This window comes from Nocardia sp. NPDC051981, assembly GCF_040680715.1.
Lineage (GTDB): Bacteria > Actinomycetota > Actinomycetes > Mycobacteriales > Mycobacteriaceae > Nocardia.
In genome coordinates this window covers 145,547-162,991 of record NZ_JBFAXK010000012.1, presented here as the reverse complement: position 1 = coordinate 162,991, position 17,445 = coordinate 145,547, and the positions used below count along the sequence as shown (strand labels likewise).

General features: G+C 68.4%; 20 protein-coding genes. 6 read left to right on the top strand and 14 right to left on the bottom strand.

What is annotated here, in order from left to right; all coding sequences use genetic code 11:
* Positions 1 to 61 precede the first annotated feature (61 nt).
* On the top strand, positions 62 to 1,018 hold the full coding sequence (locus AB0L60_RS22080) for an AraC family transcriptional regulator (protein WP_364616877.1): 957 nt from the start codon (positions 62 to 64) through the stop codon (positions 1,016 to 1,018).
* A 15-nt stretch (positions 1,019 to 1,033) separates the two neighbouring features.
* Here the strand turns inward: AB0L60_RS22080 and AB0L60_RS22075 are convergent, their stop codons facing one another.
* Together AB0L60_RS22075 and AB0L60_RS22070 are read right to left on the bottom strand one after the other, a co-directional pair.
* The gene (locus AB0L60_RS22075) at positions 1,034 to 1,180 is read right to left on the bottom strand and encodes a hypothetical protein (RefSeq protein ID WP_364616875.1); all 147 of its coding nucleotides are present in this window, start codon (positions 1,178 to 1,180) and stop codon (positions 1,034 to 1,036) included.
* Between the two features lie 199 nt (positions 1,181 to 1,379).
* Positions 1,380 to 1,586: a hypothetical protein gene (locus AB0L60_RS22070; RefSeq protein WP_364616873.1), complete on the bottom strand. Its 207-nt coding sequence runs from the start codon at positions 1,584 to 1,586 to the stop codon at positions 1,380 to 1,382.
* A gap of 263 nt (positions 1,587 to 1,849) precedes the next feature.
* Between AB0L60_RS22070 and AB0L60_RS22065 the strand changes: the two genes are divergently transcribed.
* Positions 1,850 to 2,527: a lysophospholipid acyltransferase family protein gene (locus tag AB0L60_RS22065; RefSeq protein ID WP_364616871.1), complete on the top strand. Its 678-nt coding sequence runs from the start codon at positions 1,850 to 1,852 to the stop codon at positions 2,525 to 2,527.
* A 100-nt stretch (positions 2,528 to 2,627) separates the two neighbouring features.
* On the opposite strand, the gene AB0L60_RS22060 is transcribed toward AB0L60_RS22065, so the two are convergent.
* Both AB0L60_RS22060 and AB0L60_RS22055 read right to left on the bottom strand, forming a co-directional pair.
* Positions 2,628 to 3,017: a RidA family protein gene (locus AB0L60_RS22060; RefSeq protein ID WP_364616869.1), complete on the bottom strand. Its 390-nt coding sequence runs from the start codon at positions 3,015 to 3,017 to the stop codon at positions 2,628 to 2,630.
* Between the two features lie 43 nt (positions 3,018 to 3,060).
* Positions 3,061 to 3,546 (bottom strand): hypothetical protein, encoded by a 486-nt coding sequence (locus AB0L60_RS22055; protein ID WP_364616867.1) that lies wholly within the window; start codon positions 3,544 to 3,546, stop codon positions 3,061 to 3,063.
* A 69-nt stretch (positions 3,547 to 3,615) separates the two neighbouring features.
* Here AB0L60_RS22055 and AB0L60_RS22050 point away from each other — a divergent pair, with 69 nt between their 5' ends.
* Both AB0L60_RS22050 and AB0L60_RS22045 read left to right on the top strand, forming a co-directional pair.
* Positions 3,616 to 4,038 carry a hypothetical protein gene (locus tag AB0L60_RS22050; RefSeq protein WP_364616865.1) on the top strand — a complete coding sequence of 141 codons (423 nt, stop codon included), beginning with the start codon at positions 3,616 to 3,618 and terminating at the stop codon, positions 4,036 to 4,038.
* 55 nt (positions 4,039 to 4,093) lie between these two features.
* Entirely contained in the window at positions 4,094 to 4,552 is a 459-nt protein-coding gene (locus AB0L60_RS22045; protein ID WP_364616863.1) for an SRPBCC family protein, read from the top strand.
* A 25-nt stretch (positions 4,553 to 4,577) separates the two neighbouring features.
* Here AB0L60_RS22045 and AB0L60_RS22040 read toward each other — a convergent pair whose 3' ends face one another.
* The 6 genes from AB0L60_RS22040 to AB0L60_RS22015 form a co-directional block, all read right to left on the bottom strand.
* Entirely contained in the window at positions 4,578 to 6,128 is a 1,551-nt protein-coding gene (locus AB0L60_RS22040; RefSeq protein WP_364616861.1) for an NAD(P)/FAD-dependent oxidoreductase, read from the bottom strand.
* A gap of 10 nt (positions 6,129 to 6,138) precedes the next feature.
* On the bottom strand, positions 6,139 to 8,736 hold the full coding sequence (locus AB0L60_RS22035; RefSeq protein WP_364616859.1) for an SDR family NAD(P)-dependent oxidoreductase: 2,598 nt from the start codon (positions 8,734 to 8,736) through the stop codon (positions 6,139 to 6,141).
* Between the two features lie 28 nt (positions 8,737 to 8,764).
* Complete coding sequence (locus tag AB0L60_RS22030) at positions 8,765 to 9,727, bottom strand: NAD(P)/FAD-dependent oxidoreductase (RefSeq protein WP_364616857.1); 963 nt, start codon at positions 9,725 to 9,727, stop codon at positions 8,765 to 8,767.
* Between the two features lie 121 nt (positions 9,728 to 9,848).
* Positions 9,849 to 11,231 (bottom strand): AarF/ABC1/UbiB kinase family protein, encoded by a 1,383-nt coding sequence (locus AB0L60_RS22025; protein ID WP_364616855.1) that lies wholly within the window; start codon positions 11,229 to 11,231, stop codon positions 9,849 to 9,851.
* Positions 11,232 to 11,446: 215 nt separating this feature from the next.
* Entirely contained in the window at positions 11,447 to 12,250 is an 804-nt protein-coding gene (locus AB0L60_RS22020) for an amino acid-binding protein (protein ID WP_364616853.1), read from the bottom strand.
* Between the two features lie 152 nt (positions 12,251 to 12,402).
* Positions 12,403 to 12,738 carry a TfoX/Sxy family protein gene (locus AB0L60_RS22015; protein WP_364616851.1) on the bottom strand — a complete coding sequence of 112 codons (336 nt, stop codon included), beginning with the start codon at positions 12,736 to 12,738 and terminating at the stop codon, positions 12,403 to 12,405.
* 150 nt (positions 12,739 to 12,888) lie between these two features.
* Between AB0L60_RS22015 and AB0L60_RS22010 the strand changes: the two genes are divergently transcribed.
* Complete coding sequence (locus AB0L60_RS22010) at positions 12,889 to 13,278, top strand: hypothetical protein (RefSeq protein ID WP_364616849.1); 390 nt, start codon at positions 12,889 to 12,891, stop codon at positions 13,276 to 13,278.
* Between the two features lie 8 nt (positions 13,279 to 13,286).
* On the opposite strand, the gene AB0L60_RS22005 is transcribed toward AB0L60_RS22010, so the two are convergent.
* The 4 genes from AB0L60_RS22005 to AB0L60_RS21990 form a co-directional block, all read right to left on the bottom strand.
* Entirely contained in the window at positions 13,287 to 13,826 is a 540-nt protein-coding gene (locus AB0L60_RS22005) for a DUF4333 domain-containing protein (RefSeq protein ID WP_364616847.1), read from the bottom strand.
* Positions 13,827 to 13,993: 167 nt separating this feature from the next.
* Positions 13,994 to 14,623 (bottom strand): MBL fold metallo-hydrolase, encoded by a 630-nt coding sequence (locus tag AB0L60_RS22000; RefSeq protein WP_364617024.1) that lies wholly within the window; start codon positions 14,621 to 14,623, stop codon positions 13,994 to 13,996.
* Positions 14,620 to 15,705 (bottom strand): S-(hydroxymethyl)mycothiol dehydrogenase, encoded by a 1,086-nt coding sequence (locus AB0L60_RS21995; protein WP_364616845.1) that lies wholly within the window; start codon positions 15,703 to 15,705, stop codon positions 14,620 to 14,622. The genes AB0L60_RS22000 and AB0L60_RS21995 overlap by 4 nt, the downstream gene beginning before the upstream one ends.
* A 121-nt stretch (positions 15,706 to 15,826) precedes the next feature.
* Positions 15,827 to 16,705, bottom strand: coding sequence for a LysR family transcriptional regulator ArgP (locus AB0L60_RS21990; protein WP_364616843.1), 879 nt, complete (start codon positions 16,703 to 16,705; stop codon positions 15,827 to 15,829).
* Positions 16,706 to 16,778: 73 nt separating this feature from the next.
* On the opposite strand from AB0L60_RS21990, the gene AB0L60_RS21985 reads away from it, so the two are divergent.
* Complete coding sequence (locus tag AB0L60_RS21985; protein ID WP_364616841.1) at positions 16,779 to 17,396, top strand: LysE/ArgO family amino acid transporter; 618 nt, start codon at positions 16,779 to 16,781, stop codon at positions 17,394 to 17,396.
* The last annotated feature ends 49 nt before the right edge of the window (positions 17,397 to 17,445 follow it).

Genomic DNA, 17,445 nt, shown 5'->3' with positions numbered 1-17,445 from the left:
GGATCTAGTCAGGAATACCTCCGGCGTGCACATTGTGGCGCGGCTCGCGGAGGAACGGGGGATGCCTGTGGGGGAGTGCCTGGCCGGCACCGGAGTGCCGCCCGAGGCGGTGATCGATCGATACGCGGAACTGTCTGCGCGGCAGGAACTTACGGTGGTGCGCAATCTGCTCGCCCGATTCGGGGACGAATCGGGGCTGGGCGTGGAGGCAGGGCTCCGCTATCGCGTCTCGCTGCACGGACCGTGGGGGCTGGCGCTGCTGGCCAGCCGCACGCTGCGGGACGCCGTGCAGGTTGCCCTGCACTGCGTGGAGCCGGCCTTCACTTTCGGGCGGTTGAGCTTCGAGGAGGCGGACGGCGAAGGGCGGCTGCGGTTCGATGATTGGGAGTTTCCCGAGGAGGTCCGCGCCTTTCTGGGCGAGCGGGTCATGTCCGGTGTCCAGGTGATCGCCCGGGAACTGTTCTCCGTGGGAGTTCCGGTGCGGCGCTTGAGTTTCCGGCACGGCGCGCCCGCCGATACCGCGCGATATCGGTCGGTCTTCGGGGTGGAGCCGGACTTCGGCGCGGCCGGCACCGAGCTCGCGTTCGACGCCGCACACCTGGATGTGGCGCTGCCGCAGGCCAACGAGTGGGCACGCAGTCGATGCGAGCAGATGTGCCGGGACCTGCTGGCCCGCCGCCACGCTCGTACCGGCGTCGCGGGCGCGGTGCGGGATCTGCTGATCCGCAATCCGGGGGTGCTCCCGGATCAGTCGGCGGTGGCGGCCGAGATGTACGTCAGTGCGCGCACGCTGTCGCGGCGGCTCCACGAGGAGGGCACCTCCTTCCGCACACTGCTCGACGAGGTGCGGCAGGCGCTGTCGGAGGAACTGCTCGACCGGACCGATATGACCACCGAGCAGGTGGCGGGGCGGCTGGGCTACGCCGAGGCCGCCTCCTTCATCCGGGCCTTCCGGCGATGGCAGGGTTGTCCGCCCCAGGAGTATCGCGCGCGCGGCAGGATGCCCGAGCTGGTGTAGCCGTGGCGCTCGGTGTCAGTGCTGCGTGGTCAGGAAGGTGCCCGCGTGCAGCGTAGTGCCGGTGCGCGCGGATGTCGGGGTGACCGACGGCAAGGTCACGGTCATCGGCGGCGAGATTCCGGACGCGGAGCGCACGGTCGACGCCACCGGCCGATGGGTCATGCCCGGCATGCTCGATGTGCACCGTTGGTCAGGGTTCATTGCGGCGGGAAAATTATCGTCGCGGCCCACGCCATAGGGCCACGGCCTGGGACTGTCCATCGCGTCCCAGGTCGCGGCGCTATATGGCACCATGCCGGAGGTCGAATCGGATTCCGGCGGAATGGTTTTCATCCTCATCTTCGCGATCGGCGAACAGTACTCAGTTAGGCGTGGGGCAGAACGGTTCGCATGATGCAGGTGGTGCCGGTGCCGGTGCCTGTGGTTCCTCGAAGTGCGCGGAATTCACCAGCAGCAGGACTGCGATGGCGAATACGAGAACCGCGACGGATGCGACCGCCACGAATCCCCAGTTGAGTCTCGGGAAGGTGATGACCTTGGTACCGTCTTCGACGACGAGGAAGAGCACCGCGGCATTCCCCGGCGATCGGGACAATTGGGACAAAACGGTGTGACGCCACCAGTTTCCAGTCATGGCAGCACTCGCCCCTTGCTGAATTCTGTTGGGATTCTGCTGTGAGTACAGCAATCTCCAGGCTACGCCCGAAAAATCGCCATAGCAATCCGCTATTGCATGACTTCCGCTCGGCCCCTGAGTAGTTCTGCGGTGGCGCGTACCCCGCCGCCCGGCGAGTATGAAAACCATTGCCGGACTATCCATGTGGGAGAGCGATGAACACCGATGCACGACGCCCCAAAGGGCTGGGTAAACGAGCCTGGCTGACAACGCACCTGGTCAGGCGTATTCTCCGCACGCTGGCGTGGTCGAACTTCGTCCACGTCACCGTGATCGGCCGCGACCGGATTCCGAAAACCGGTCCGGTCATCATCGCGAGCAACCACATCTCGATGCTCGACGCGGTTTTCCTCTGGGGAGCGCTCCGCCGCCGCGCCATCGCCATCGCCATGGCCGAACTGTGGTCCTGGCCGGTTATCGGCTGGCTTGTCCGCCGCCTGGGCCAGATTCCCGTCATTCGCCGCGACTCCGACTCCGGCCGCGATGCCATGGCCCAAGCAGAGCAAATTCTGCACCACGGCGGTGTGCTCATCATCTACCCCGAAGGCCGACTGGTCCCGCCCGGCGACCACGAACCCTACAAACCCGGCGTAGCCAATCTGGCCTTGACAACCGGCGTCCCCATCATTCCGGTAGCCACCACCGGCACCGACAATGTCCTCCCCGTCCGCCGCGCCGCCACCCCCGCCCGCCCCTTCAACCGCCGCCATCCGGTAACCATCCACTTCGGCGCGCCCATCAATCCCGCCGACTTCGACAATCCCGAAAAGCTCCTGGACCACCTCCGCCACCAAATCGAATCGATGAGGACCCCTCTCTCATGGATGTCCTGAACCTCGAGCCGGGCTCCCACTCCGCTCGTACGGCACCGGGCAGCCCCTGGATCCGAACTCCAAGGGCCGACCGAGATTTCCGGCGCGTGCGGGAACGCGGCTACGGGAGTATCGCGTCGGCTTCTATTTCGACCAGGAGTTCCGGGTCGATCAGCTGGGAGATTTGGAGCATGGTGGCGGCGGGGCGGATGTGCGCGAAGACTTCGCCGTGGGCCTTGCCCACTTCTTCCCAGCGGGAGATGTCGGTGACATAGATTCGGGTGCGGATGACGTTTTCGAGGGAGGCGCCGACTTCGGTGAGGGCGGCGGCAATTCGGCGGAGAGCCTCGCGGGTTTGTTCGGCGATATCGTCGCCGCCCACGGGCGGCCCGTCGGGGGTGGCGGCGGTGGTTCCGGCCACCGCGATCCATTGGCCGACGCGGACCGCGCGCGAATAGCCGACGATCGGCTCCCATTGGGCACCTGAGGAAACAAGCTGTCGAGCGGTCATCGTCCTATTCTGCACACTGCCGCGAGTGTTCAGCAGACCGGAGCTACCCCCGCGCTACAGGCCGACGCCGTGGCGGAAGTGGTGCGTCATCGGTCGGGCAGGGCCTGGCACAGGGCTTCGAGTGCGGGGCCGAAACCGTGGTCGAAGGGGTGCCGTAGCCGATGACCAGACCGTCGCGGTGCGGCATGCGGGCGGGGGGGTGACGGTAGCGGCGCAGGCCGTCGAGGACCAGACCGCGGCGGCGGGCGGCATGCGGGGTGGAATCCTCTGTGCCGTACGGCAATTCGAGGACGGCGCGCAGTCCGGCGGCGATGCCGCTGACCCGGATGTGCGGGGCCCGCTGGGCCAGGGTGCGAACCAGGAGATCGCGCCGGTGGCGATAGGCGGCGCGGGTGCGGCGGAGGTGGCGGTCGTATGCGCCGGAGGAGAGGAAGTCGGCGAGGGTCAGCTGGGTGGCCACGCTGGCCCACATCTCGCGAGAACCCTTGGCGGACAGGACATTGTCGATCAGTGAATCAGGGAGCACCATCCAATGCATCGCACAGCAGCTGCAGCCCGTGCGCGAACCCAGGTCAGGATCAGCGCGAGGCGCAGGGCAGTGGTGTTCGGCATCGCCGGCATCCGCGGCAACTTCCTCGCGGGCGCGCTGGTCGCGAAGAGCCTGCGGCGCACCACCCTCGGCATCGGGGTGTTGCTGGTCGCGGCCATGGCCGCGCTCGCGCTCTTCGGCATGAATGTCGTTGCCGCTGGAGCGATCCTGATGCTCTGGGGCCTCGGTTACGGCGCCGTCCCCGTCACCTTCCAGACCCGCATCCTCCGGGCCGCCCGGACACCACCGAAGCGGCATCGCCCCTGTTCGTCTCGACCTTCAATTTCTCGATCGCCCTCGGTGCTGGCCGGTGGCATCGCGGTCGACCACGCGGGCCCGCTCAGCGTCCTCTGGCTCGGCGGCGGCTCGATTCTGGCCGCCCTGTCGACCCTCGGCGGCCGGGCCCGGACTCTCCGGCTCGCCACCGCCTAGCCGGTCCGGCCTCCCCGATCGTGGTGGACGGCCCGAGGGGTGGTTCGATCGGGGTATGAGCGACGGTGGAGAAGCCAGGCGAGTTGTGTCCGCAGAGCGTGAGATCGCCGCCGGGGCCGCGCGGATATTCGAATTGATCGCCGATCCGGCGCAGCAGCCTCGCTGGGATGCGAACGACAATCTCGCACAAGCGGAGCCCGGGCAACGGGTGCGGTCGGTCGGCGACGTCTTCGAGATGACGCTCACCCATGGAGGGGTCCGGGAGAACCGGATTGTGGAATTCGAGGAGGCGCGCCGAATCGCCTGGCTGCCTTCGGAACGCGGTGCGCAGCCGCCCGGCCACCTGTGGCGGTGGGAGCTGGAGCCGCTGGGCGACAACCGGACCCGCGTGACCCACACCTACGACTGGACCGACCTGGCCGATGAGAAGCGCCTGGCCCGGGCGCGCGCCACCACCTCGGAGAAGCTGCGGGGATCGGTCGATCGGCTGGCGGCGCTGGCCGAAGAGGAGTGATCGGCCGACCGGGCGCCCGGGGCTCTCAGGAGGCCGCGTCCTGGAGCTCGCGCACCGCGGCGGTGCTGTAGCGATAGTCGTCGAGTGGGAAATGCCTGTTCTCCCAATACATTTCCAATTGGGTCGAGGGCCGGAAGGCCGCGCCGTCGCCCTGGTAGTTGATGTAGTAAGTGTTCGAGGTGACACAGCCCTGGGTGAACAGGTGGGTCCGCTTGGCCCGCCTGTCCATCCGCGCGAAGTACTCGTCGTGCGGCTGCTGCCGCACCTCAACCCGGGTCGCGCCGCGCCGGCGAGCCTCCCCGATGACCCGGGCCGCATGCGCCGAGGTCGATTCGATCAGCGGAATGTACGAGCCGGGCGCGTAGGCGTAGGGCCCGACGATCAGGAAGGCATTGGGGAACCTGGGCACCGACACCCCCTGATAGGCCTGGAAGCGGTGCTCGTCCCAGAACTCGCCGAGTTCGAGCCCGTCGCGACCGTAGAACGGATAGGGCGGCGTGTACCCCTTCTCCATCACCTTGAATCCGGTGGCGCACAGCACCATATCGAATTCCCGCTCCCGCCCGTCGGCGCTGAGGACGCCGGTCGGCGTGAAATGCTCGATGGCCTCGGTGACCAGATCGACATGCGGGAGGGTGAACGTCTTGAAATACGAGTTCGAGATCGACGGCCGCTTGCACCCGAACCGGTAGTCCGGCGTCAGCTTGCGGCGTAGCTCGGGATCGCGCACCTGACTGAAAAGAAAGGCCTTCATGGCGGTTTCGGCCGCCGTCATACCCATCGAGGTCAGTCGCGGATAGTTGGAGATGGCCAGCCCTGCCCCCAGCCCCGCGTTCACGCCCACATTGCCGAGAAGGCGCACCGTCCGCTGGAGCGGCGCGAAATTCAGGACCGCGTTCGCGACCGGCCCCATGGGGAAGTCCACCTTGGGCCCGATCCAGATGGCCCGCCGCTGATACACGGTCAGTTGCGCGACATCCTTGGCCAGTTCGGGAATCACCTGCAGCGCCGTGGCTCCGGTGCCGATCACCGCCACCCGCTTACCCCGGTAGTCGTAGTCGTGATCCCACCGGGAACTGTGCATGATCTTGCCGGTGTAGTCGCCGATCCCCGGAATATCCGGATTGTGCGGCTGCTCCAGCCCGCCGACCGCGCCGATCACATAGCGTGCCGTGATCTCCGCGCCGTCCTCGAGGGCGATCCGCCACAGATCCCGCTCCTCGTCGAAAACCCCGAGCACGACGCCCGATCCGAGCCGCAGCTTGCCGCGCAGACCCTGCCGATCGACGACCTCCTCCGCGTACCGCTGCAATTCCGCGCCGGGCGCGAAGAACCTCGACCAGTGCGACCGCGGCTGAAACGAGAAGTTGTACACCGGCGACGGAATATCCACGGCCACACCGGGATAGGTATTGGCCAGCCAGGTGCCGCCGACCTTCGGCCACTTGTCGACCAGGACGAAGTTCTCGACCCCGATGCGGCGCAGCGCGACACCCGCGCCGATCCCGCCCAGACCCGCGCCGACGATCACGACCTCATGGGTGGGCCGGGGCTGGGAACCATTGGTAGCGCTCATGACTGAGACCTCACGTCCTGGATGGATCGGATTCGAGAGCGATGCCGGACTCGGCCGCCGCGCGCGCCCGCGCGATGACCTCCGGAAGCTGTTGCCGCCGTAGCTTGCCCGCGGTCGTGCGCGGCAGTTCGGGCACGAACACGATGTCGCGCGGCACCTTGTAGCCGGCCAGCGTGGCCTTGATGTGCCGTTGCAGGGTGCGTGCCCCGGCCCGCGCCCCGGCCCGGAGCACCACGGCCGCCGCCAGCCGCTGCCCGAAATCGTCGTCGGGCACCCCGACGGCCCCGGCGTCGGCCACCGCCGGATGCGCCAGCAGCGCCTCCTCGACCTCCTGCGGGAAGACGTTCTCACCGCCGGAGACGATCATGTCGTCGGAGCGGCCGTCCACGAACAGCCTGCCCTCGGTATCGACATGCCCGAGATCACCGGAGTCCATGTGCTGTCCGACCATCGCCTTGGTCCGGCCGTCGCTGTAGCCGGCGAACATGCCCGGGTTCTTGTTGACGATCCGCCCGGTGACACCGGTGGGCACCTCGCGGCCGTCGCCGTCGACGATGCGGATGTCCACGATCCCGGTCAGCGGCCGCCCCACGGTGCCGGGCGCGGCCCGCAGATCCGCCGGTGTGGCGAAGGTCCCCGCGCCGGTCTCGGTGGAGGCGTACGCGTTGAACAGCACCTCGCCGAACTCGTCCATGAAGGCGGTGGCCAGCCAGGCCGGCAGGGGAGCGGCGCCGCACACCACCATCCGCAGGCTCTCGAGGTGATGGTGGCGGCGGTCCGCCGCCGGCAGATCCATGATCCGCTTGATCATGGTCGGCACCAGGCAGGCGATCTGCACGCCGTGCCGCTCGATATCGGCGAGCACGGTTTCGGCATCGAACCGGTCGTGCACGATGGCGGTCGACCCGAGCAGGAACGCCGCGGCGAGCGCCAGGAACCCGTAGGTGTGATGCAGCGGCGGCGCGATCACCATGGGTCGTCCGAGCCGCGGGATGGTTTCGATCCGGGCCAGGTCGCCGAGCGCGAGCACCATGCGCGGGCTCAGCCCGGCCAGCACGGACCGCGCGCCGAGTGTGCGGGGCGCGCCCTTGGGCACTCCGGTGGTGCCGCCGGTGAGCAGAATGATCGAGCCCCCACCCGAGGGTTTGCGCACCGGCGGCCCACCCGCGGCGACCAGGTCTGCGACGGTCGGCAAGCCGTCCGCGGCGCCTCGCACCACCACCCGCCGACCCCGGTATCCGGATTTGTCGATCGCGGTCTGGAATTCGCCGTCGTACAGCAGCAATTCCACGCGTTCGCGGTCGAGTACCTCACCGATCTGCGGCCCGGCGAAGCCGTAGTTCAACGGCACCAGATCCGCCGAGAGCCGCGCCGTCGCATAGGCCGCGATCACGAATCCCCGATGATTGCGGCACAGCACCCCCACCCGCTGCCCGCGCCGCACATCCCAGCGCGCCCGCAGCGCCGCTGCCAGCCGCTGCACCTGCCGATCCAGCTCGGCCGCGGTGATCGGGCCGTCGTCGTCGATCATGGCGGGCCGATCCGGGAACCGCGCGGCGCACACCGACAGTGCCGTGGCCAGTCCGACGCCACCGCGTAATGCGCGGGCCAGCTGGGGAATCCGGGTGGGCGGCACCAGGTTCAGCGCGCCGCTGGCCGGAAGCCACCCGGCCACCGTCACGGCGTCGTCGAGCAGGTTGGCGGCCCGCTCGACCCGCCCGATCGGCCCGGCCCAGTCGACCGGCCGATTGTTCCAGTTCCCGGCCTTCGCGTACGTGGTCAGCAGCCGTTGCGCCGCATGGGAATTGTCCAGTGCATAGGACAGGGGCGCGCTCGCCCGCTCCCACCACGGCCGGATCGCCAGGGGACGGTCCACGATCGCCCGGCACACCATGCTCGCCGCCTCCTCGGTCGACATGCTCGGGGTGTAGCGGTAGATCCGGTACGGACCCAGCATGTCCGAGCGCACCAGCTGCAGGTGAACGGTCGTGACATCGATGCCGTCCGCCCGCAATTCCGGTGCGGCGCCGCGCATCCAGGAATTGAACGCGGACTTCGAGGCGATATAGGCCGTCCAGCCGACACCCGGGCCGTGCACACGCGCGGTACTGATATTGACGATGTGCCCCTGCCGGCGCGCCCGCATGGACGGCAGCAGGCTCAGCACCAGGCGCATGGGTCCGAGAAAATTGATGCGCGCGGTGTCGTCGAAATTGTCCCAGCGGTCCTGCGAATCCGAGAGCCAGCGGCGAATCGATCTACCGGCATTGTTGACGAAGACATCCACGTGCCCGTGCTCGGCCAGCACGCGCGTGATGAGTGCCGCGCAAGCCTCGGTATCGGAGAGATCCGTCGGATACGGGTGGACGGTTCCCGGGAATTCCGCGGTCTCCGAACGTAATTCCGCCAGCAGGGACTCGCGGCGGGCAACCGCTAGCACGGTCGCGCCATTGGCGGCCAGGCGGCGCGCGGTGGCCCGCCCGACGCCTGAGGACGCACCCGTCACCAGAATCACCCGGCCCGTCACGGCCGGTGCCAGGCGGCGGTCGCTGATGCCGTATCCGGCCGCACCCAGTGCGATCCGGACCGATTTCGGCAGTTTCATCATGGCTCGACTTCCTTGTCGAACGGCGGGGTCAGGCGGGCAACCGCTCGAATTCGTAGTCGGCGAACGGGAAGTGACGATGCGCCCGCTGCGCCGAGAAGAATCCGGTGGGCCGGATATAGCTGCCGTCGCCCTGCGAATTGCGGTAGTAGGTGGGCACGTGCGCATTCAATTCGGCCAGGTAGTAGCGCATGGCCGCGCCCCGCCGGTAGACGCGGCGGTGATAGGCGTCGTGCACGTCCTGGCGGATGGCCACGAACGTCGCCCCGCGTCGTCGCGCCTCCGAAATGGCGCGCACCGCATGGTCGGCGGTCATCTCCACGAAGGCGTGCCAGCCGCTGCCGGTCCACGAATAGGGACCGACCAGGCTGCCCACCGCGTCCGCGATCGACGGCGTGATCTGCACCGGGCTCGCGCCGGTGCCGATGATCGCGACCCGCTTGCCGGTGAGGTCGTAGTCGTCGTCCCAGTCCGAGGGGCGCTGAATCGTGCCCTGGTACAGCGTCAATCCGGGGATTCCGGGATCGGTCTTCGGGCTGATGAACGCGCCGACCGCGCTGATGACGAACCGTGCGGTCGTCACCTCGCCAGTGTCGAGGTGCAGCATCCAGCGGTGCCGGTCCTCGTCCCACTCCTCGCTGACCACGGTGGTCCCGAACCGGATGTGCGGATACAGCCCGAACCGCCGCGCCACCGCCATGTGATACCGCTTCACCTCCGCGCCGGAGGCGAACAGCCTGCTCCAGTTGGGGTTTCGCGCGAACGAGTACTGATACGCCAGGGACGGGATATCGACTTCCAGCCCCGGGTAATGGTTTTCGTGCCAGCTGCCGCCGACCTGGTCGGCCCGTTCCAGCAGGACGAAGTCGCGCACCCCGGCCCGCTTCAGCTTGACCCCCGCGGCAATGCCGCCGGGCCCCGCGCCGATGACGGCGACCTCGTGGTCCGGAGCCGAAAGCTCAGGAGGGCGGATGTCTTTGGATGCAGTGGTCACGACGGGACCTTCCGGACAGACCCCGGCGCTACGTTGCGCCTGTCACCCCAGAGTAGTTCTGTCTGGGACAGTGATCAAGGCCTTGGGGTGACGGTGAGCCGGCAAGCCGGTCCGGTGCGGCTCAGCCCGCCGCGAACCCGGTCGCCGCCGCGCCCGCCCGGCGCAGCCGCACGGCCCCGAGATCGGCCGGCTGCCCGCCGCGCGCCCGATGCCGGTCCATGACCGCGCTCAATTCCGGTGACCAGCGCAGGATCTCGGCGCGCATCGGCCCGGTCGTCCCGAGCTGCGCGACCAGCCCCAGCAGGGTGACCAGTCCGCGCTGGAACGGCATCAGATACGCGGGTATCCCGAGCTGGCGGTACACATTGTCCAGCCTGGGGCTCATGGCGTCGCGGGTGCGGCCGCGCAGCCACTCGGTATCGACCCGGGACGTCTCGTGCCGCAGCAGTTCGGTGAACGGCCGCAGCTTCTCGGCCAGCCCCGCGCTGTCCAGACCGCGCTGCTCGTCGGTGAACCCGTGGCTGCGCGTGGCCCGGTCCAGCTCGGCCGGCCCGCCATTGATGAGCGCGTCGGCCAGGTCGTGCACCAGCGCCGGGAACTGGGCCGGCGGCCACGCCGGGCAGGCCCCGAAATCCACCACGCCCAGGCGGCCGTCGGGCAGCACCCGGAAATTGCCGGGATGCGGGTCGCCGTAGAGCAGCCCCGAGCGCGGCGCGGACGACCAGAAGAACCGGACCGCCAGCATGCCCACCCGGTCGCGCTCGGCCTGCCCGCCCGTGGTGATCAAGCGGGACAGCGGAACTCCATCCAGCCACTCGCTGACGATCACGTCGCCGCACTGTGCCGCCACCTGAGGCACCCGGAAATCCGGATCCCCGGCGTAGGCTTCCGCGAAGCGGCGCTGGCTCTGTGCCTCGGCCGCGAAATCCAGCTCCATGCGCAGACATTCGGCCAGCTCATCCACCACCGCGCGACCGTCGGCGTGTGGCGCGAAAACCGGTGTCAGCCAGGCCAATCCGCGCAGCCGCCGCAGATCGCTGTCCACGGCCGCGCGGGCGCCGGGGTACATGACCTTGACCGCCACCGCCCGGCCGTCGTGCCAGATCGCGCGATGCACCTGGCCGATGGTGGCCGAGGCGGCCCGGCGATCGTCGAATTCCCGGAAGTTGTCCCGCCAGTCCGGGCCGAAGGACGCCGCCAGCACCGTATGCACGGTGCGCGGCAGCATGGGCGGCGCGGCATCCTGCAGCCGGGCCAGCGCGATCCGATAGGGCTCGGCCAGCTCCGGTGGCAGGGCCAGCTCGTAGATGCCCAGGACCTGGCCCAGTTTGGCGGCGCAGCCCTTCAATTCGCCCAGCACCTCGGCCATGTGCTCGGCGGTGCGCAGTTGGATCTCCCGATCGATCTCACCCGCCGGCCGGCCCAGTGCCCGCTTGCCGGCCCCGGCCGCCTGCCGCCCGGCGTAGGCCAGCGGCACCGCGGCCAGCTTCGCGGTGCGAATCACTGTGCGGGCAGGTGGATTACCGCCGATGTCAGCATTCCCCCGCCGTGCACCGCTTCGCCGCAAACTCATCGATCAACCAACCCCTAGCGCGCGTTTCGATCGTATGCGCATCACGGAGTCTGCCACGAAGTGAAACTATGCGGTACGAAAACCTGTACGCCTCGGTACCGCGTCCTGAATGGTGGGATGCGCGAAGGGAATCCGCTGGTGACGGGTCAGCGCCGGGCGGTGACCAGGGCCAGATCGGTGAGCCGGTGTGCGCGGGCGACCTCGGCGGGCGTGAACGGCTCTCCAGTACGCAGGAAGGTCATGGCCGCGAGATCGTCGTGCGGACCGATCTCGAGCAGGGTGCTGCCGGGCACGCGGCCCGGGTCCGGATCCGGAACGTATTGCGCGCCCAGCAGTTCGGCGATCACCAGCGGCAGTTCCGCGGGGTCGGCGGCCACCCGCGCGGCCAGCCCCAGTGCGCGCGTCTGGCCGTCGACCAGGGTGAGCGCCGACGCGGGCCAGATGCCGGCGGCGACCCCGCCCGCGCGGGCGATGGCCTGGGTCAGCCGCTGCGGGCGGATCTCGGCCGGTGTGGAGACCACCAGCTCGTCGAGCACCCCGTTCTCCAGGTGATGCACGTGCACGGCGAGGATGTTGGCCCGCCGGTCCGCGAGCTGCTTGGCCAGCAGTTCCAGCCGCCCGGGCTTGTCGTCCAGGTGCACCCGGATGCGCCAGAGCCGCTCGGCGCTGTCGAGGCGGTGGCGGTGGCGCAGTTCCGGGGCGTGCAGCCAGCGGCCGAGATAGCGCATGGCGCCGGGTTCGACCACCCAGATGACGAGGATGGTGGCGGCGACGGCGAGCACGGAAACCGTTGCGAGATAGGGCAGTTCGAAGTGGACGACCAGGGCGTGCAGCGCGAGCTCGACCGGGAAGACCGCGGCGAGCTTGGCCAGCGCCATGCGGGTGCGTTTCGGATGGGGCAGACGACCGCAGACTTCGCAGGCCAGCGTATGAATCTCGGTTTGCCTCATGTTCACCACAGTGCTGGACGCAGGTTTCCCCGACTATGGTGCGGTGTAAAGAAGGGGTGACGGAACCCGGCAAACCTCTTGCGGCAGCTGGCCATTCGGTGAAGCAGGACACAGTCGCGCCGGAGCTGTGCCCTGGCACACATCGATTGCCCCTATTTGGGTGGTAGCGTCTTGGCGAAGTCGACCCCGCGCCGCACCCACTCGTCGAGCACATCGTCGTCGGCGACGGTCGCGGTGGTGACGCGCAGCCACCCGTGCATCTTCTTACCGCCCATCTCCATCGGCTCGACCGACCCCGCCCGCAGCAGCGCCGCGGAGGTGTTCGGATCGGTGCGCACCATCAGCCCGCCCTTGCCGCTGGCCGCGACGGCCATATTGCCGCCGACCAGAAACGCCAGGCCGCCGAACATCTTCTTCTCGATCACATTGACCAGTTCGGGCCCGAGCGCGTCCCGAATCCGGTCGGCCAGCTCCTCGTCGTATGCCATACCCGGCATTGTGACCCACCCGACCGACAGTTCCGGGCCGCGGCGCGCACTCGGGGCCCGGCCGGCCGCGGACCGGAGAGACCATTCCGGCAGGTGCCGGCACATCGCCGGTGACGTACACCTGATTGGTGGAAGCCCCGCCGACAGTGGGTGTCGAAGAGGAGTTCCTCCTCGCTGCTGGCCAGCCTGGTGCGCGCCTGCGCAATGACTGCCCGCGCAACCGATTCCGTGCCCGTCGTCGCGGAAGACACACTGCGCGCGGCATATTGGAAGGCGGCGCACGAGGGCATCGACGGGGCCGCCATCGATCCGCTCAACGGGCGCACGGTCCCGGTGGAGGACCTGCTGACCCGGCTCATCGACCGTATTCGGCCGGCCCTGGACCAGCTGGACGACCTCGCCTTCGTCACCGACCCCGTGGCCGCGCTGCTGGCGGGCGGAGCGGGGCGCGGCGGGCCGCTCAATGCCTTCCGAACCCGCGGCCGGCTCTCGGACGTGGTGGGTGAACTGGCCGAGGCCACGCTCCATACGTGCCGATAGTCCCGATGTCAGGGCATCGGCTGGTCGTCGACGATCATGTCGTAGTTGACCTTCGAGCCCTCCACGTTCGTGGTCTTGGCGGTGACGCCCCAGCGGGTGCCGTCGGATTCGGTCACCACGCACCGGATGGTCGAGCCGGTCGCGCCGCGCAGCAGGCCGTTGCAGGTGGAGGACTGCGGGGCGGCGCCCACCTTCGACTGGTAGAAGTTCGAGACACTGGAAGCCACGTCGTCCGGCGCGACGAAGGCGTCGGTCAGGGTCAGGTCGTAGTAGACGTCCTTGCCGTCGACCTTGGTGACCTTCGCATCGATCGCCCAGGTCTGCCCGTCGGCGGAGGTGGCGGTGCAGGTCTGGGTGGCGTCTACCTTGGCGGGCAGACTACCGTCGCAGGTAACGGTTTTCGCGTCCTCGTGCGACTTGTCCTTGTAGAAGCTGGTGGCCTTCGTCTGCACGTCGCTCTTGCTCACCGAGTCCGAACCCGATGATGAGCAACCCACGGCGAGAAGCGGCACGAACGTCAAGGCCAGAGCGGCTGTCAGTTTTCTCATGGACAACTTTAGGCGCCGGCTTGCCGGGAAAATCTTGAGAATGAGCTTGCGAAACCGGCGAATTCGGCGTGTCCGGGGCTGGCGCGCCGCAGTGCGGGGCGGATTAGGGAACTTGACAGAGGATCGGTCCGGCGACCCGCACCGGACCGGTCCTGTGTCGTGATGGATCAGTTCAGGCGGGCGCGCCACTCCTCGAGCTGTGGGGATTCCGCGCCGATGGTGGTGGATTCGCCGTGCCCGGTGTGCACCAGGGTCTCCGGCGGCAGGGTGAGCAGGCGGTCGGCGATCGAGTCGACGATGGTGCCGAAGTCCGAGTAGGACCGACCGGTCGCGCCCGGCCCGCCGTGGAACAGGGTGTCACCGGTGAACACCACGCCCAGGTCGGGGGAGTGGAAGCAGACCGCGCCCGGGGCGTGCCCCGGGGTGTGCAGCACGTGCAGTTCGGTCCCGCCGACCTCGATCACCTGTTCGTCGGACAGCTCGCCGTCGGGGCTGGTCTCCGGATGCGTGTGCTGCCACAGCACCAGATCGTCGGGATGCATGAGCACGGGAGCGCCGGTGGCCCTGGACAATTCGGGCGCGACGCGAATGTGGTCGTCGTGCGCGTGGGTGACCAGGATGGCCTTGACCTTGCGGGTGCCGATGACATCCAGGATCGCCTCGACATTGTGGGGCGCGTCGATGACGACACACTCCAGGTCGTCGCCCACCACCCAGACATTGTTGTCGACGTCGAAGGTCTCGTTGTCGAGGCTGAAGGTGCCGACGGTGACGGCGTGGTCGATGTGCGCCATCAGAACACCACCACCGAACGCAGTACGTCGCCATGATGCATCTTGGTGAAGGCCGCCTCGACCTCGTCGAGCGCGATGGTCTCGGAGACGAACCCGTCCAGGTCCAAGCGGCCCTGCTTGTAGAGCTCGACGAGGTAGGGGAAGTCGCGTGAGGGCAGGCAGTCGCCGTACCAGGAGGACTTCAACGATCCACCGCGGGAGAAGAAGTCGATGAGCGGCATCTCGAGGGTCATCTCCGGTGTCGGCACGCCGACGAGCACCACGGTGCCCGCCAGGTCGCGTGCGTAGAACGCCTGCTTCCAGGTTTCCGGGCGGCCCACGGCATCGATCACCACGTCGGCGCCGAAGCCGTCGGTGATTTCCTGAACCCGTTCCACCGCATCGTCTTTGGCGGCGTTGACGGTGTGGGTAGCCCCGAATCCGGTGGCCCACTCCAGCTTCCGCTCGTCGATGTCGACCGCGATCACGGTGGTCGCGCCCGCCAGCTTCGCGCCCGCGATGGCCGCGTTGCCGACCCCGCCGCAGCCGATGACCGTGACCGAGTCGCCGCGGCTGACCCCGCCGGTGTTGATGGCCGCGCCCAGCCCGGCCATGACACCGCAGCCCAGCAGTCCCACCGCGGCGGGGGACACGCCGGGGTCGACCTTGGTGCACTGCCCGGCGTGGACCAGGGTCTTCTCCGCGAACGCGCCGATGCCCAGCGCGGGGGTCAGCGGGGTCCCGTCGGTGAGTGTCATGGGCTGGGAGGCGTTGAAGGTCGAGAAGCAGTACCAGGGCTTGCCCTTGCGGCAGGCGCGACACGAACCGCACACCGCCCGCCAGTTCAGGATGACGAAATCGCCGGGCTCGACATCGGTGACGGCTTCGCCCACCGATTCCACGATGCCGGCGGCCTCGTGCCCGAGCAGGAACGGGAATTCGTCGTTGATGCCGCCCTCGCGGTAGTGCAGGTCGGTGTGGCACACCCCGCAGGCCTGCACCCGCACCACGGCCTCCCCCGGACCCGGGTCCGGGATGACGATGTCGGTGACTTCCACCGGGGCGTTCTTCGAGCGTGCGATGACGCCGCGCACAGTTTGGGACAACGAAATTCCTTCCTGGCTAACCGCAATGCCTTCGACTATCGCATCCGACCCCGCCCACGTCATCTATTACCCCGGGTGACGGAAATGAATCTCCTTGTGGCCGATCGCAACCTGTGGCCTTTCACAACAGGGATTCCGCGGCGGCTTCGGCGATCGTAGCGGCCACGAGGGTCAGTGCCGGGGAATCGAGCCGCCATTGCTGCCAGTAGAGCGGGACATCTACGAATACCTTCTCATCCAGCGGAATCAGCTCGTCCTCGGGGCGGATCATGAGGTCGGGGATCATCCCCCAGCCCATACCGGCGCATACCGCGTCATTGAATCCGGCCGAGGACGGGATGTAGTGCCGGGGCGGATCCACGGGCTTGCGGGTGTAATGGCGCATGAGCCGGAACTGCAGATCGTCCTTGCGGTCGAACAGCACCACGGGCGCGTGCGCGAACGATTTCGCATTCGCGCCGTCGGGAAACCAGGTGCGGGCGAAGGCGGGCTGTGCCATGGGCCGATAGCGCATGGCCCCCAGCCGCCGCACCGTGCAGCCCTGCACCGGCGCGGCGGTGGAGGTGATGGCCGCCATGACGGTGCCGTCGCGCAGCAGGCGGGTGGTGTGTTCCTCGTCCTCGCGATGGATGTCGAACGACACCCCGGCGGCGGCGCGGCCGAGCGCCGGAATGACCCAGGTCTGCAGCGAATCGGCATTGACGGCAATGGGAATGACCACCCGGGCGGCGCCGGGCTGGTGCACGTCGCCGAGTTCGCGCGCGGTATCGCCGGTCAGCAGCTGGATCTGGCGGGCCAGCCGCAGTACCGTCAGCCCGGATTCGGTGGGCTGCACGGGTTTGGTGCGCTGCACCAGGATGCGGCCCGCGGCGTCCTCCAGCGCCTTGATGCGCTGGCTGATTGCCGACGGTGTGACGCTGAGCCTGCGGGCGGCGGCGTCGAAGGTGCCCTCGCTGATGACGGCGTCGAGCGCGCGCAGTTGGTCGAGCTGCAGATCCATAGTAAGAAATCGTAATGGTGCCTCAGAACCTTTAGCTGGCCTGGTGCTGGACGCCTGCCCTACTTTCGAACATGTGAACGCATCATCGGCGGCCCTGGCGGCCATCTCGGGACTCGGATTCGGCCTGTCGCTCATCGTGGCGATCGGTGCGCAGAACGCCTTCGTGCTACGTCAGGGGATCCGGCGCGAGCATGTCCTGCCGGTGGTCGCGGTATGCATCGGCTCCGACGTGATCCTCATGACCCTGGGTGTCGCGGGCTTCGGGGCGATCGTGAACTCGGCCCCGATGATCATGACCATCGCCAGGTACGCGGGGGCGGCCTTCCTGCTGGGCTACGCCGCCCTCGCCGCCAAGCGCGCGTTCTCCGCCTCCGCCCTGTCCGCGGGCGGCGGCGCGCCCATCGCGCTGGGCGCGGCCGTGGCCACCTGCCTGGCCGTCACCTGGCTCAACCCGCACGCCTATCTGGACACCGTCGTGCTGCTGGGATCCTTCGCCAATACCTATGCCACCCCGGACCGGTGGTTCCTCACCGCAGGAGCCATTGCGGGCAGCCTGATCTGGTTCGTCTCGCTCGGCTTCGGCGCCCGGCTGCTGGCTCCGGTCTTCGCGAAGCCGCGCGCGTGGCGGGTGCTGGATTCGGTGATCGCCCTCGTCATGACGGGTCTCGCTGTCGGTTTGCTGGTGAGCTGACGCCCCATCGCCGAGGTGTGGGGCGTGGCCGACACCCTCACCCAGCTGA